The following is a 14675-nucleotide window of genomic DNA, read 5'->3' as shown; positions in this document are numbered from 1 at the left end:
CATTAGCCTGGTTGAACGCGTGGTTTTGTGATTTCATTAATCGTCAGGTAAATCTATACGGGTCCGTTGTGGAAACGCGATTTCGCGACTATGAGGGCCCCGGTGCAGATGCTCCAAAGGGGTTTCTGCTAGGTTTCGAATGACGCATACGGGGTATGGCGCAGCTTGGTAGCGCGTCCGCTTTGGGAGCGGAAGGCCGTGGGTTCAAATCCCGCTACCCCGACCAGTATCACGGGCACTCCCGTGGTCTATGAATTAATCATCGAGTTGCAGGAGAGTGCACCAGTGAAGTCTTCCGTTGAGAAGCTCAATGAGACCCGAGTGAAGATTACCGTCGAGGTCCCGTTTGATGAGCTGAAGCCAGAGTTCGACAACGCCTACAAGGCACTGGCTCAGCAGGTCCAGATTCCGGGCTTCCGTAAGGGCAAGGCACCGGCAAAGCTGATTGAGGCCCGCTTCGGCCGCGGCCCAATCCTGGAGCAGGTGCTCAACGACATGGTTCCGTCCCGCTACGACGAGGTCGTTCGCGAGGAGGACCTGAAGGTTATCGGTCAGCCTGAGGTTGACATCACCAAGCTGGAAGATGGCGAGCTCGTTGAGTTCACCGCTGAGGTTGACGTCCGCCCGGAGATTGAGCTGCCGAAGTTCGAGGACATCGCAGTTGAGGTTGACCCGCTGGTCGCCGACGAGGAAGCTGTTGAGGCTGAGCTGCAGAACCTGCTCGCTCGCTTCGGCACCCTGACCGGCGTCGAGCGCGCAGTCGAGAAGGACGACTTCGTCTCCATCGACCTGTCCGCCACCATCGACGGCGAAGAGCTGGAAGAGGCTTCGACCGAGGGGCTGTCCTACCAGGTTGGCTCCGACGACCTGATTGACGGCCTGGATGACGCTGTTGTTGGCCTGTCCCAGGGCGAGTCCAAGGAGTTCACCACCAAGCTGGTTGCTGGCGAGCACGAGGGCGAGGACGCTCAGGTCACCGTTACCGTTCAGTCCGTCAAGGTCCGTGAGCTGCCGGAAGCTGACGACGACTTCGCTCAGATGGCTTCCGAGTTCGACACCATCGACGAGCTGAAGGAAGATCTGGCTCGCCAGGTCGAGAACACCAAGAAGGGTGAGCAGGCTCAGCAGGTTCGCGACAAGGTCCTGGCTGCCGCTATGGAGCAGACCACCATCGCTCTGCCGGAGGGTGTTGTCAAGGAGCAGGTCGAGGGCCAGCTGCAGCAGCTGCTGGGTCAGTTCGGCGGCGACGAGAAGGTTCTGAACTCCATGTTGGAGGCTCAGGGCACCACCCGCGAGCAGTTCGACGAGGACTCCAAGAAGTCCGCTGAGGAAGCTGTCCGCACCCAGCTGTTCCTGGACGCACTGGCTGAAGAGATCCAGCCGGATGTTTCCCAGCAGGAGCTCACCGACCACATCCTGTTCACTGCTCAGTCCTACGGCATGGATCCGAACCAGTTCATCCAGCAGATTCAGCAATCCGGCCAGCTCGGCAACCTGTTTGCAGACGTTCGCCGCGGCAAGGCTCTGGCCACCTCGATCCTGAAGGCTTCCGCCAAGGACACTGAGGGCAACGAAATCGATCTGAACGAGTACTTCGGTGAGGTCGAAGCTGAGGCTGAGAAGGCTGAGTCCGACAAGGCTGAGGACAACTCGGCTGAGTAAGCCCCGCCGTTAGCGCGACGCATTCCTTATGCTGCAACGCTTATAGCGAACAAGGGCCGTTCCTGAAACAAAGGGACGGCCCTTTTCGTTACCCTCTAGTGAACGACAAACTCGCACACGTACGAAGAAGGAGTACACAGATGAGCGATAACGCCCAGATGTCGACGAACACAGTTTTCGACAAGCTGCTCAAGGAGCGCATTATTTGGCTGGGTGAGCAGGTCGACGACGAGATTGCCAACAAGCTCTGCGGTCAGATGCTGCTCCTGGCAGCTGAGGACCCGGAGGCGGATATCTCGCTGTACATTAACTCCCCGGGTGGCTCCGTCACCGCCGGCATGGCCATTTACGACACCATGCAGTTTGTTCCGTGCGACGTGGCTACCTACGGCATGGGCTTGGCAGCTTCCATGGGCCAGTTCCTGCTCGCCGCAGGTGCTAAGGGCAAGCGTTACGCACTGCCGCACGCCCGCATTATGATGCACCAGCCATCGGCAGGTATTGGCGGTACCGCATCCGACATCACCATTCAGGCTGAGCAGTTCGCTGCCACCAAGAAGGAGATGGCTCGTCTGATTGCGCAGCACACCGGTCAGCCGGTCGAGCGCATTGAGGAAGACTCGGACCGCGACCGCTGGTTTACCGCAGCTGAGGCTAAGGAATACGGCCTGGTTGACCACGTCGTGACCGCCCTCAAGGACACCGCACGCTAAAAGCGGACAGTAGCGAATAATTAGAGGCGATTTAATCAACATGGAGATGAACAATATGCAGATGCCGCAGTCGCGCTACGTGCTTCCTTCTTTCGTGGAGCACTCCAGCTTTGGTGCTAAGGAATCCAACCCATACAACAAGCTCTTCGAAGAGCGCATTATCTTCCTCGGCTCCCAGGTCGATGACACCGCCGCTAACGACATCATGGCGCAGCTGCTGGTGCTTGAGGGCCTGGACCCGGATCGTGACATCACGATGTACATCAATTCCCCAGGCGGCTCCTTCACCTCGCTGATGGCCATCTACGACACGATGCAGTATGTGCGTCCCGACGTGCAGACCGTGTGCCTGGGCCAGGCTGCCTCCGCGGCAGCCGTGCTGCTCGCTGCGGGTGCACCGGGTAAGCGTGCAGCTCTGCCGAATGCGCGCGTGCTCATTCACCAGCCGGCTACCCAGGGAATCCAGGGCCAGGTTTCCGACCTGGAGATTCAGGCGAACGAGATCGAGCGCATGCGCAAGCTGATGGAGGAGACGTTGGCTCGCCACTCCGGTCGCACTGCAGAGCAGATCCGCAAGGACACCGACCGTGACAAGATCCTGACCGCTGAAGAGGCCGTCGAGTACGGCATCATCGACCAGGTCTTCGAGTACCGCAAGCACAACGCCTAAAGTGTTTGGTTGCATGGCCTTAATCGGAAAACTTTCAATCCGGTTAAGGCCTTGTTCATTTTTGGGTATGTATTAATACTTAATATCGATTCATGCCTTTTCGACCTGATATCGATGCCCAACAGTTCAGCCGTGATGATTCGGAAGTCCAAGTTAGCCGACGTCAAGTTTTGCGTGGCCTCTTTCTGTCTGTAGCAGGTGCAGCAACTACTTATTCGGTCTCTTCGTTTTCGAACCTAACGGCCGCTCAAGCTGTAGCTGCGAAACCGGTAACACCGGGGTCTTTTGAAATACCTATCTTGCCTCTTGGTAAGCGAACCGGTGCACCTGAAGATGCCGGTGAGGACAATATCTCGCTGCCAGGACAAGGAGCTAGCGAGAATAATCGTGGCGTCGGTATCGTGCCGGTGGATGACTTCCCAACGGCTTATGATTTCCCATTTGCTCACGGCGTTGCCTCGGGAGACCCATTGCAAGATCGCGTAATTATTTGGACTCGCGTTACGCTCGCAGAGCGAGACCCTGATGGCGCTCCTGGCGCTAATCCAAAAGGTATGAGGATTCCGGTCGATTGGTCAGTGGCCACGGACCGAGAAATGTCCAATGTTGTGGTTTCGGGTACTCAGGAAGCTATTGCTGAGCATGATTGGACTATCAAGGTTGATGTCACTGGATTAGCGACAGGTGAAACGTACTATTACCAGTTTGTTTCGCAAGGGCAGAAGTCGGTGATTGGACGGACCCGCACTGCATTTGGTGCAGGTATCGATGAGATGCGCATGGCCGTGATGTCTTGTAGCTCCTACTGGTCATCATGGTGGTCTGGACTTAGTCACTTGGCAAATCGAAACGATCTTGACTTGGTGGTTCACCTAGGGGACTACTTGTACGATTTCATCGATAAGGATGAAATGGTGCGCTCACGCCCTGGTTTTGACAAGCTTGATCATCCGGATAATCGGGACTGGCTCAATCTGGACGAAGTCCGACGTCGTTATGCCCTGTGGCGCTCGGACGAGAATTTTGCCCGTGCCCATCAACAGCACCCTTGGACCATTATTTGGGACAATCACGATATTGATCCGTTTTACGGAAACCAAGTTGATGTGCCGGAAATTAGTATCGCCGAAACCGTGACTATTTCAGATACTTTCCGCGCATTCTGGGAATGGACCCCCACGCGGCCACCGCGTGGTGATGGATCCGGCGAGTTCATGCTGGTAGAGGACTTCTCATACCCAGTGCCGGAGAATCCAGCGCTGGTGTACCGAAAGCTACAATTCGGTGATCTCGTTGATATTCATGCCATGGATGCGCAGTCGCTATTGCCAAAGTACGAGCTGCCGGTCGATAACTCGCACCTCGACGGCGCGCCTAGTTTGCTTGGCCGCCCTCAGTTCGAGTGGTTGGAAAAGGGACTGGCCGATTCGCAAGCACGCGGAGTGCGCTGGAAAGTCTTAGCCCAGCAGGCTTGGTTCTCGCCAACTGAATTGCCTGATGTCATTCCTGGTCAAGAAGGGCCAAAGTTTGGCCTCAGTCGTTGGTCGGACTATCTGGCGGAAAAGGAAAAACTCATCGCACTGTTGCGGGATGGAATCAACAATGCGGTTATGGTCTCCGGAGATGCACATGGAAATCTCGGGTCAGATTTGCTGTCGCAATCAGTAGTAGGCGACGGCTACATTTCTGGGTTGCCGGGTGCCAATCCACGGCCAGGTGCAGAGTCAGGGAATGTGCGGGCAGGAGCGCTCAGGACAACCACGGGCAACAGCGGCGCCTTTAATGCCCGAAGGTACAGCGCCGGTGTTGAGTTTTGCCCAACCTCGATGGGGCGTGGGGGTGCAGATGACGCGGTTAGGGGTGTGACAAGTGCTGTCAGTGGAAATACTCCTGAGGCGCGGATGGCTGCTTTTGCAGCTTCTCGCGTAGCGGAGATGGCGCTGTTGAATCTCAATTCGAATGTCCAGTTCATGGAGTGGTCCGATCATGGATATGGAATAGTCCATTTTGATAGGCAAAAGGCTATATTCGAATTTTGGTGGCAGGACAAATACGAACGCAATGCACCCGACATCTTGGGTCATCAAATGGTCAGTTGGGCGGATGAAGATTTCGAACATCCAGTGCCGCGGTATCCGAATCAAATTGATTCCGTAACGCTCCACGGCCTTCCTGTGGAAGCGACGCAGGGCAGTCGCGTATCTGAGTCAGCGTAGTTTCGACTGTCTGTTGTCGAGACATGGTCCTTTGGTATCAGCATTGGATTTGGGTCAGTAGCTACGCTGGATAACGCGAGTGCAATTCATGTAGCAAACGCCTCGTTTGAAAAGCTTCAACAGCATCAGGCGTGGGGGCTTCGTTCTTATCCTGAATCTTGGTAGGCTCGTGCGAAGTCATACCGAAATTAATCAGCGGAAAGGCGGCGGCGGGAGCCTCATGGCGCGTATGCAAGAAAGTGCGGATTTGCTGAAGTGCTCTTTCTGTGGAAAGAGTCAGAAGCAGGTCAAAAAGCTGATTGCCGGACCTGGTGTGTACATCTGTAATGAGTGCATCGAGCTCTGCAACGAGATTATTGAAGAGGAGCTCAACACCGGCGGCGAGGCAACTGGCAACGACGACCGCCTGCCCCGGCCGATGGAAATTCGCGACTTCCTCGATGAGTACGTCATCGGCCAGGACACGGCAAAGCGCACGCTGGCCGTCGCAGTCTACAACCACTACAAGCGCCTTCGTGCTGCAGAGACCAAGTCGGACAACGACGTCGAGCTGCAGAAGTCGAACATCCTCCTGCTGGGGCCGACCGGCTGTGGCAAGACCTACCTGGCACAGACGCTGGCTCGCAAGCTGGATGTGCCGTTTGCAATCGCCGATGCCACCAGCCTGACCGAGGCCGGCTATGTCGGTGAGGATGTGGAGAACATCCTGCTGAAGCTGCTGCAGGCTACTGATTTCGACGTCGAGAAGGCGCAGCGTGGCATCATTTACGTCGATGAAATTGACAAGATCTCGCGTAAGTCTGAAAACACCTCCATCACTCGCGATGTCTCCGGTGAAGGTGTGCAGCAGGCGCTGCTGAAGATTCTCGAGGGAACCGTAGCCGCCGTGCCCCCGCAGGGTGGGCGCAAGCTGCCGAACCAGGAGTTCATTCAGTTCGACACTTCCAATGTCCTGTTCATCGTCGCCGGTGCGTTTGCCGGTCTGGAGAAGGTCGTGCAGGAGCGTGTCGGCAAGAAGAGGCTGGGCTTCGGCGCAGATGTCACCTCGGCTAACGACGCGGACATGAAGGATCCATTCCGCGACGTGCTGCCGGAGGACCTCGTTCGCTTCGGCCTGATCCCTGAGTTCATTGGTCGCCTGCCCGTCATCGCATCGGTCACCAACCTCGATGAGGACGCGCTGGTTCGCGTACTCACCGAACCCAAGAACTCCCTGGTCCGCCAGTACCAGCACCTGTTCGACATGGACGGTGTGCGCCTCACCATCGACGATGAGGCACTGCGCGCCATTGCTGCCAAGGCGATTAGCCGCAATACCGGCGCCCGTGGTCTGCGCGGCATCATGGAAGAAATCTTGGTTCCCGTGATGTTCGAAGTACCAGAGCGTGACGACGTCGCGGAGGTCATCGTCCACAAGGAATGCATCACGGACGGTGCAGCGCCAGAACTCGTTGAACGCAGCGAGAACAAGAAGACTGCGTAAAGGTAGCTGAAAACCCGGTTAGAGTAGCTGCTCTAACCGGGTTTTGGTGTCTGTATGGAGCCCTAGTCGTCCATGCCGTAGATGTCGCGGTAATCCGGGGCATCATCAGCAGCCAAGTCCTGAGTCTCTGGGTTGGGCTGATCGCCATAGACCTCTGCGCCAAGCGCGGACGAGTTCGCGCCATGGGAGGCCAGCAGGGAAGTGTACGAGCTGCCCGGTTCGTTGCGAGGCGAGGATGTCAACAGGCTGGTCACGGTGTCCTGTGCGAACTCACGCAGCTTGTCCGACAGCACCGTCGACTGCATTTCAATGCCGTAGAGGTTTTCAAAAGTTCGTTGGTGCAGGGTGGGGAAGGTGGCCAGCGACAGCACGAGAATATAAAGATCAAGTGCGGAAATGTCAGTGCGGAATGCGCCGTAATCGCGGCCGAGCAACAAGATGCGGTCAAACTCCAAAACAATAGGGCTCTGACCACCAAGCCCAGTCACGCCTTCAAGCGGCAGGACTGGGTGTAGGTTTTCCTGGATGATGAACCGTACGGCGAGTGGGTTCGCCGAGAAATAGTCGTAGATAACGCCGACTACATGCTGCAGGGCTTCCACCGGCACATTGGAGTGCGGACGCAGGTCGTCGTCGTCAGGCCTTACGGTCTCCAGCACATGTGCCCACGTCGCCCTGTAGAGTCCCAACTTGTCACCACAGTGGTAGTGAAGCATACGCTTGGAGACACCAGAGGCGGCAGCAATGGCATCCAAACGGGCATCTGCATACCCCTTTGCGGTGAATTCTTGAAGTGCTGCCACCAAGACTGCATGGGGGATTGCATCAGAGGAGCCTGGAGACTTCATGAAAATCCTTTGCTTGGACTAGAGAGCGGCTACGGGGTTTTGGCTATCTAACGGGGGTGAAATTGGTCAGTCGCGGACTTCTTTCTAGTGAAATGAGTACACGACCGTAAGTCATGCCTAATGCTATCCGTTTTTCAGAAATGGTCTGAGCGCATCGCCCCCGTCTGCGCTAAACCCGCAGTCGCATTAGAGTGGGCAGCGAATTGATTCTCTCTCGAGAAAGGCCTGTAGTGAACAAGACTCCCGTAAAGGTTGCAGTTACCGGCGCCGCCGGACAAATCGCTTACTCCCTGCTCTTCCGCATTGCCAGCGGTTCGGTTTTCGGCCCTGAGACCCCGGTTGAGTTGAATCTGCTGGAGATTACTCCTGCGCTGCACGCCACCGAAGGCGTTGCCATGGAGCTGTTCGACTCCGCCTTCCCGCTTCTGACTGGCATCAACATCACCGATGATCCGGCAAAGGCATTCGACGGTGCCAACGCCGCATTCCTGGTCGGTGCAAAGCCGCGCGGCAAGGGCGAGGAGCGCTCCGCACTGCTGGGCGCTAACGGCAAGATTTTTGGCCCGCAGGGCGCGGCACTGAACGATCACGCAGCAGACGACATCAAGGTTCTGGTTGTCGGCAACCCGGCCAACACCAACACCATGATTGCCGCTTCCCACGCTAAGGACATCCCGGCAGAGCGCTTCACCGCCATGATGCGCCTGGACCACAACCGTTCCCTGTCCCAGCTGTCGCAAAAGATTGGTGTTCCGACCACTGAGATCAAGAACATGATCGTCTGGGGTAACCACTCCGCAGACCAGTTCCCGGACATCACCTACGCCACCATTGCAGGCGAGAAGGTCTCCGACAAGGTTGATGCAGCATGGGTTGAGCAGGACTTCATCCCGCGTGTCGCCAAGCGTGGCGCAGAAATCATCGAGGTCCGCGGTTCCTCCTCCGCAGCTTCCGCTGCAGCTGCCGCAGTTGACCACATGCGTGACTGGGTCACGGGTACCCCAGAGGGCGATTGGGTCTCCGTCGCACTTCCGTCCGACGGCTCCTACGGCATCGACGAGGGCCTGGTCGCTGGTGTTCCGTGCTACGCCAAGGACGGCGAGTGGGTTCGCGTTGAGGGCCTGGATCTCTCCGAGGTGCAGCGCGCTGGCATCGAGCGCAACGTCAAGGCACTGCGCGAAGAGCGCGACGCAGTTAAGGACCTGCTGGCCTAAGGGCTGGTCAACGGCCGTTTAGAGGCGCTCTCTTGTGATGATTTCACAAGAGAGCGCTTTTATTTTGTGCGGTAATCGCCGATTGGCTCGGGACGTGAGTAAAGCTTGAATTCGGCGTTGCGTAAGTCGCCGATAGCAGATATGGGTTGGGGCGCAAGGGTCGTCGTAAAGCCCCTGGAAAAACAAATCCGGGCAAGGCGCTAAGATGTGACGCGTGACTGAGAACAACGTGGACCTAAACAGAGCAGATAAGTTGCCCAAGTCGTGGAACCCGGCTGACGTGGAGTCGGACCTGTACCAGGGCTGGGTAGACGCTGGCTATTTCGAGGCTGATCCGTCTAGCTCCAAGCCGGCTTACTCTATTGTGCTGCCCCCGCCGAATGTGACGGGTCAGCTGCACATGGGCCACGCACTGGACCACACTTTGATGGATGCGCTGGTGCGCCGTAAGCGCATGCAGGGCTACGAGGTGCTGTGGCTGCCGGGTATGGACCACGCGGGTATCGCAACGCAGACCAAGGTCGAGGCGATGCTGAAGGATTCCGAAGGCAAGGACCGCTTCGATTATGGCCGCGAGGAGTTCGTGGAGAAGGTCTGGGAGTGGAAGCACGATTACGGCGGACGTATCGGCAACCAGATGCGCCAGATTGGTGACTCCCTGGATTGGTCCCGTGAGCGCTTCACTCTGGACGAGGGCCTGTCCCGTGCGGTTCAGACGATTTTTAAGGAACTGTTTGACCGCGGCCTAATCTACCGCGCCAAGCGCATGGTCAACTGGTCGCCGGTGCTGCAGACTGCGATCTCGGATATTGAGGTCAAGTACGAGGACGCTGAAGGCGAGCTCGTCTCCTTCCGCTACGGCGATGGGGAAGACTCCATTGTTGTGGCGACGACTCGTGTGGAGACGATGCTGGGCGACGTGGCAATTGCCGTGCACCCGGAGGATGAGCGCTACACGCACCTGGTGGGCAAGGTTTTGGACCACCCGTTCCGCGAGGACCTGAAGATTCAGGTCATCGCCGATGACTATGTGGATCGCGAGTTCGGTACCGGTGCGGTGAAGATCACGCCGGCACACGATCCGAATGACTTCGCCATGGGCCAGCGCCACGACCTGGATATGCCGGAGGTCATCGACACCACTGGCCGTATCTTCAACACTGGCACGCGTTTCGACGGCATGGATCGTGCGGAAGCCCGTACTGCGCTGACGGAGGCGCTGCGTGAGCAGGGGCGCATTGTCAAGGAGGTCCGCCCGTACGTTCACTCGGTTGGCCACTCGGAGCGCTCGGGTGAGCCGATTGAGCCGCTGCTGAGCCTGCAGTGGTTCGTTAAGGTCGATGAGCTGGCCAAGATGTCCGGCGATGCTGTTCGCGAGGGCGACACGGTTATTCACCCGGCTTCACAGGAGCCGCGCTGGTTCGATTGGGTCGATGACATGCACGACTGGTGTATTTCCCGCCAGCTGTGGTGGGGCCATCGCATCCCGATTTGGTACGGCCCGAATGGCGAGGTCGTCTGTGTCGGCCCGGATGATGAGGCTCCGACGGGTGAGGGCTGGACACAGGATCCGGACGTGCTGGATACCTGGTTCTCCTCTGCGCTGTGGCCGTTTTCCACGATGGGTTGGCCGGAAGCCACCCCAGAGCTGGAGAAGTTCTACCCGACATCCGTGTTGGTCACCGGCTATGACATTCTGTTCTTCTGGGTCGCGCGCATGATGATGTTCTCGACCTTTGCTGCCACCCTGTCTGATTCACCGCTGGGTAAGGGGCGCGACGGTCGTCCGCAGGTGCCGTTTAAGGATGTCTTCCTGCACGGTCTGGTCCGCGATGAGCAGGGTCGCAAGATGTCGAAGTCCCTCGGCAATGGCATTGACCCGCTGGACTGGGTCCGCGACTACGGTGCGGACGCACTTCGCTTCACGCTGGCGCGTGGCGCTAACCCAGGCTCTGACCTGCCGGTCGGTAATGACGCCGCTCAGAGCTCCCGTAACTTCGCTACCAAGCTGTTCAACGCCACCCGCTTTGCGCTGATGAACGGGGCCCACGTGGGCGAGCTGCCGGACCGTGACCAGCTCACCGACACCGACCGCTGGATCCTGGACCGCCTGGAACAGGTCCGCGCCGAGGTCGACGCTGCGCTGGATAAGTACGAGTTCTCCAAGGCCAACGAGGCCCTCTACCACTTCGCATGGGACGAGGTCTGTGACTGGTACCTGGAGATGACCAAGGTTGACTTCCCGCGCCTGAACGATGGCGAGACCATGACCGAGGAGCAGGCCGCGCGCGCAGCCTCCACGCGTCTGGTTCTCGGCCGCGTGCTGGATACGCTGCTGCGTCTGCTGCACCCGTCCATGCCGTTCGTCACGGAGACGCTGTGGAAGGCGCTTACCGACGGCGCGGAGGGCTTCGAGGACTCTCTGGTTATTTCCGCCTGGCCGGATGCCACCATGACCACCGACGGCGCTGCTGTCGACGAGGTTGCCGCACGTCGTATTGCCGATGCCCAGAAGTTGGTCACCGAGCTGCGTCGTTTCCGCAATGACCAGGGTGTGAAGCCGTCGCAGCGCGTGCCGGCACGCATGAACCTGGCGGATGCTGATCTGACTGCTCAGGAAGAGATGATTCGTTCGCTGGCTCGTGCTGAGGCACCGGAGGATGGATTCACCGCTACCGCATCCATTGAGGTGCGCCTGTCTCAGGCCACGGTCCTGATCGAGCTGGATACCTCCGGCACTGTCGACGTGGCCGCTGAACGCAAGCGCCTGGAAAAAGACCTGGCCAAGGCCGAGAAGGAACTGGCCGGCACCGAGAAGAAGCTCGGCAACGAGGCCTTCCTGTCCAAGGCTCCGGAGCAGGTCGTGGAGAAGATTAAGACTCGCCACCAGTTCGCACTGGAGGAGATTGACCGCATTAAGGCTCGTTTGGAGGGACTTCCGCAGGCATGACCGAACCACGGGATATCGAACCTCGGGATGCTGAATCGCACGATGAGATTGCAGGGGAGATTCGTTTGAATCTTGGCGGCGAGGACGATTCGGTGGTGCAGGAAGAGTCTGCGGTGCGAGAAGAGTCCACCGCAGCGCCTGAGTTCGAATTCGATCCGGCTGACTCTCAGATTGTCGAGGACCTTGAGCCTCGCGAAATCGCCGGTGTGATGGCCGATGACCGCATGCCCGATGACATGCGCCTCGGTGAGGTCTCCGTGTCCGAGGAAGGCCTGAGCCTGCCGGTCGATGTGGACCGCCCAGTCAACGAGCCGGCTCCGCTGGAGGCCACCGCCGAGGAGCTGCGCGAGCTCGCAGAGGTGGAAGCCGAGCTGGATCAGCGCTGGCCGGAGACCAAGATTGACCCATCGCTCGAGCGGATCGAGATGCTGATGGACATCCTTGGCCATCCCGAGCGTGCCACTCCGGTGATTCACGTTGCCGGCACTAATGGCAAGACTTCCACTGTGCGCATGATTGAGTCGCTGGTGCGAGCTCTCGGTCGTCGCACTGGCCGCACCACCAGTCCGCATCTGCAGCTGGTTACCGAGCGCATCGCCATAGATGGCCAGCCCATCCATCCACGCGACTACGTGCGCATCTGGCGCGAGATTCAGCCCTACGTGGAAATGGTTGACGCCAAGTCCGCCGAAAAGGGCGGCCCGCAGATGAGCAAGTTCGAGGTTCTCACGGCCATGGCCTACGCTGCCTTCGCCGACGCTCCTGTCGATGTCGCCGTGGTGGAAGTCGGCATGGGCGGCACATGGGATGCGACCAATGTGGTGGAGGCCGACGTGGCCGTCATCTGCCCGATCGGTCTTGATCACACGGAGTACCTCGGCGATACCCTGGCTGAAATCGCTGCTGAGAAGGCCGGTATCATCAAGTCGCGGTGGAACAAGGACGACCTGCTCACACCACCGGACAATGTCGCCATTGTTGGCGAGCAGGAACCGGAAGCAATGGACGTCGTTTTGCGCCGTGCTGTGGAAATGGATGCCTCGGTCGCCCGTGCTGGGGTTGAGTATGGCGTCGTCAGCCATCAGCTGGCGGTCGGTGGGCAGAACCTAACGCTCAAGGGCCTGGCCGGCGAGTATGACGACATCCATCTGCCACTGCACGGTCCGCATCAGGCGCGCAACGCCGCCACAGCACTGGCCGCGGTGGAGGCGTTCTTCGGCGCAGGTCCGGGACGTCCGCTCAACATTGATGCGGTTCGCGAAGGCTTTGCGACGGTCGCATCGCCCGGCCGCCTGGAGCGCGTGCGTTCGACCCCGACGGTGTTCATCGATGCCGCTCACAATCCTCACGGTGCCCGTGCGCTACGCACGGCGCTCTCCGCTGAGTTCGACTTCCGCCGTGTCATCGGTGTGTTGTCGGTGTTGGGGGAGAAGGATGCTCGTGGGCTGCTGGTGGAGCTGGAGCCGTACTTCGAAGAAGTGGTTATTACCCAGAACACCTCGCCGCGTGCGTTGCACTACGACGACCTGGCTGACCTTGCGGAGGAGATTTTCGGCGAGGAGCGCGTGCATCGCGTGCCAACTCTGCCGTCCGCCGTTGAGCTAGCTGTCGCGCTAGCTGAGGAAACCGACACCGGAGACGGTATCGTCTCTGGTTCCGGTGTGATCGTCACTGGATCTGTTGTTACCGCGGGCGAGGCCCGGACACTATTTGGAAAGGACCCGCAATGAGTGAATCTCAGGCGAGCCAGCCACAGGGCAATGGCGCGGAGGATTACACCGCAGCCGACCGCGAGGCCCTGCGCGCCTACCGCGAGGGCCGTGACCTGAGTGAGGGCGGCAAGTATGGCCCGCTCGGTGCGGGACACGATCCGGCTAAGGACCCGCTGAAGGGCCTGCGCGGTGTTATGTCCGGCACGCTGATTATGCAGGCTATCTCGGTGCTGCTTGGTCTGACTGTGGTCACGCGCATTCCCGACGGGCAGATCAACCAGACCTTCTCGGTTACGTACATCACCATCCTGGGCCTGGCTCTGATTGCGATGGCTTTCCTGCAGAAGCAGCCCTGGGCGCTGAAGGCCAACATTGTGCTGCAGGTCTTTGGTGTGCTGGCTATCTTCACACACGTGTCGATGGGCGTGGTGGGTATCTTCTTCGCACTAGTGTGGGCCTACATTCTGCACCTGCGGAAGAACCTCATCCAGCGTATGGAGCGCGGTCTGTTGACCACTCAGCACTCGTAAATCTCCAGCGCTCGTAGTCGCGCTGGGTTACGCTGCATATTTCACCCCGCTGCACCACCACTCCGGTGCAGCGGGGTTTGTCATAGTATGATGCTCACCATGACTGAACGTACTCTTATTCTGATCAAGCCGGACGGCGTTTCCCGCGGTCTGGTCGGCGAAGTTATCTCCCGCATCGAGCGCAAGGGCCTGAAGCTGGTCGCGCTTGACCTCCGTGTTGCTGACGAGGCAACTGCGAAGGAGCACTACGCAGAGCACGTCGATAAGCCGTTCTTTGGTGAGCTGGTTGATTTCATCACCGCTGCACCGCTGGTCGCTGGTGTTATCGAGGGCCCGAACGCAATCGCTGCTTGGCGTCAGCTCGCTGGCGGCACCAACCCGGTCGAGGCTGCAACTCCGGGCTCCATCCGCGGTGACTTCGCACTTGAGGTTGCTAACAACGTTGTTCACGGTTCCGATTCTCCGGAGTCCGCTGAGCGCGAGATTGGTATTTGGTTCCCGAACCTCTAAGCGTTGACGGTTCAGCATTGACCTGTGAGCGTTGAACTGGCGCCGAACTGGGCAAGCAATTGTTTGCCGGTTCGGCGCTTTTTGCTTGTCGACGACCGTGGGGCGGCCCTTCAGCGGGCTGCACGTGTGAATGCGGGCGCGGGCTGCAAATGTGAAACTGTGCGAGT

Annotated in this window: 11 protein-coding genes and 1 tRNA gene; 11 read left to right on the top strand and 1 reads right to left on the bottom strand. The window is 58.7% G+C overall.

Annotated features, from left to right (window positions below; translation table 11 throughout):
- Positions 1–149: 149 nt before the first annotated feature.
- The 6 genes from HMPREF2708_RS08280 to clpX all read left to right on the top strand — a co-directional run bounded on the left by HMPREF2708_RS08280 (position 150) and on the right by clpX (position 6744).
- Positions 150–226, top strand: a tRNA-Pro gene (locus tag HMPREF2708_RS08280).
- Positions 199–1662 carry a trigger factor gene (tig, locus tag HMPREF2708_RS08275; protein ID WP_126107931.1) on the top strand — a complete coding sequence of 488 codons (1464 nt, stop codon included), beginning with the start codon at positions 199–201 and terminating at the stop codon, positions 1660–1662. Before HMPREF2708_RS08280 ends, tig begins: the two co-directional genes overlap by 28 nt.
- A 140-nt stretch (positions 1663–1802) precedes the next feature.
- Positions 1803–2375: an ATP-dependent Clp protease proteolytic subunit gene (locus HMPREF2708_RS08270; protein ID WP_016422302.1), complete on the top strand. Its 573-nt coding sequence runs from the start codon at positions 1803–1805 to the stop codon at positions 2373–2375.
- Between the two features lie 46 nt (positions 2376–2421).
- The gene (locus HMPREF2708_RS08265; protein WP_369707172.1) at positions 2422–3045 is read left to right on the top strand and encodes an ATP-dependent Clp protease proteolytic subunit; all 624 of its coding nucleotides are present in this window, start codon (positions 2422–2424) and stop codon (positions 3043–3045) included.
- 92 nt (positions 3046–3137) lie between these two features.
- On the top strand, positions 3138–5261 hold the full coding sequence (locus tag HMPREF2708_RS08260; protein ID WP_246840392.1) for an alkaline phosphatase D family protein: 2124 nt from the start codon (positions 3138–3140) through the stop codon (positions 5259–5261).
- 220 nt (positions 5262–5481) lie between these two features.
- Positions 5482–6744, top strand: coding sequence for an ATP-dependent Clp protease ATP-binding subunit ClpX (clpX, locus tag HMPREF2708_RS08255; RefSeq protein ID WP_070833843.1), 1263 nt, complete (start codon positions 5482–5484; stop codon positions 6742–6744).
- A 62-nt stretch (positions 6745–6806) separates the two neighbouring features.
- Here clpX and HMPREF2708_RS08250 read toward each other — a convergent pair whose 3' ends face one another.
- Complete coding sequence (locus HMPREF2708_RS08250) at positions 6807–7592, bottom strand: TetR/AcrR family transcriptional regulator (RefSeq protein ID WP_049190863.1); 786 nt, start codon at positions 7590–7592, stop codon at positions 6807–6809.
- 230 nt (positions 7593–7822) lie between these two features.
- Here HMPREF2708_RS08250 and HMPREF2708_RS08245 point away from each other — a divergent pair, with 230 nt between their 5' ends.
- From HMPREF2708_RS08245 to ndk, 5 genes are all read left to right on the top strand, one after another.
- Positions 7823–8806, top strand: coding sequence for a malate dehydrogenase (locus HMPREF2708_RS08245; protein ID WP_070833842.1), 984 nt, complete (start codon positions 7823–7825; stop codon positions 8804–8806).
- A 214-nt stretch (positions 8807–9020) separates the two neighbouring features.
- Positions 9021–11756 (top strand): valine--tRNA ligase, encoded by a 2736-nt coding sequence (locus HMPREF2708_RS08240; protein WP_070833841.1) that lies wholly within the window; start codon positions 9021–9023, stop codon positions 11754–11756.
- A gap of 224 nt (positions 11757–11980) precedes the next feature.
- Entirely contained in the window at positions 11981–13486 is a 1506-nt protein-coding gene (locus tag HMPREF2708_RS08235; protein ID WP_187402728.1) for a bifunctional tetrahydrofolate synthase/dihydrofolate synthase, read from the top strand.
- On the top strand, positions 13483–13998 hold the full coding sequence (locus tag HMPREF2708_RS08230; protein WP_016422309.1) for a DUF4233 domain-containing protein: 516 nt from the start codon (positions 13483–13485) through the stop codon (positions 13996–13998). Before HMPREF2708_RS08235 ends, HMPREF2708_RS08230 begins: the two co-directional genes overlap by 4 nt.
- Before the next feature lie 99 nt (positions 13999–14097).
- Positions 14098–14508: a nucleoside-diphosphate kinase gene (gene ndk / locus HMPREF2708_RS08225; RefSeq protein ID WP_070833931.1), complete on the top strand. Its 411-nt coding sequence runs from the start codon at positions 14098–14100 to the stop codon at positions 14506–14508.
- Positions 14509–14675 lie beyond the last annotated feature (167 nt).

Source organism: Corynebacterium sp. HMSC073H12 (assembly GCF_001837775.1).
In the GTDB taxonomy this organism is placed as follows: domain Bacteria; phylum Actinomycetota; class Actinomycetes; order Mycobacteriales; family Mycobacteriaceae; genus Corynebacterium; species Corynebacterium amycolatum.
The sequence above is the reverse complement of the archived record's forward strand: the minus strand, read 5'-3'. Positions and strand labels throughout refer to the sequence as shown.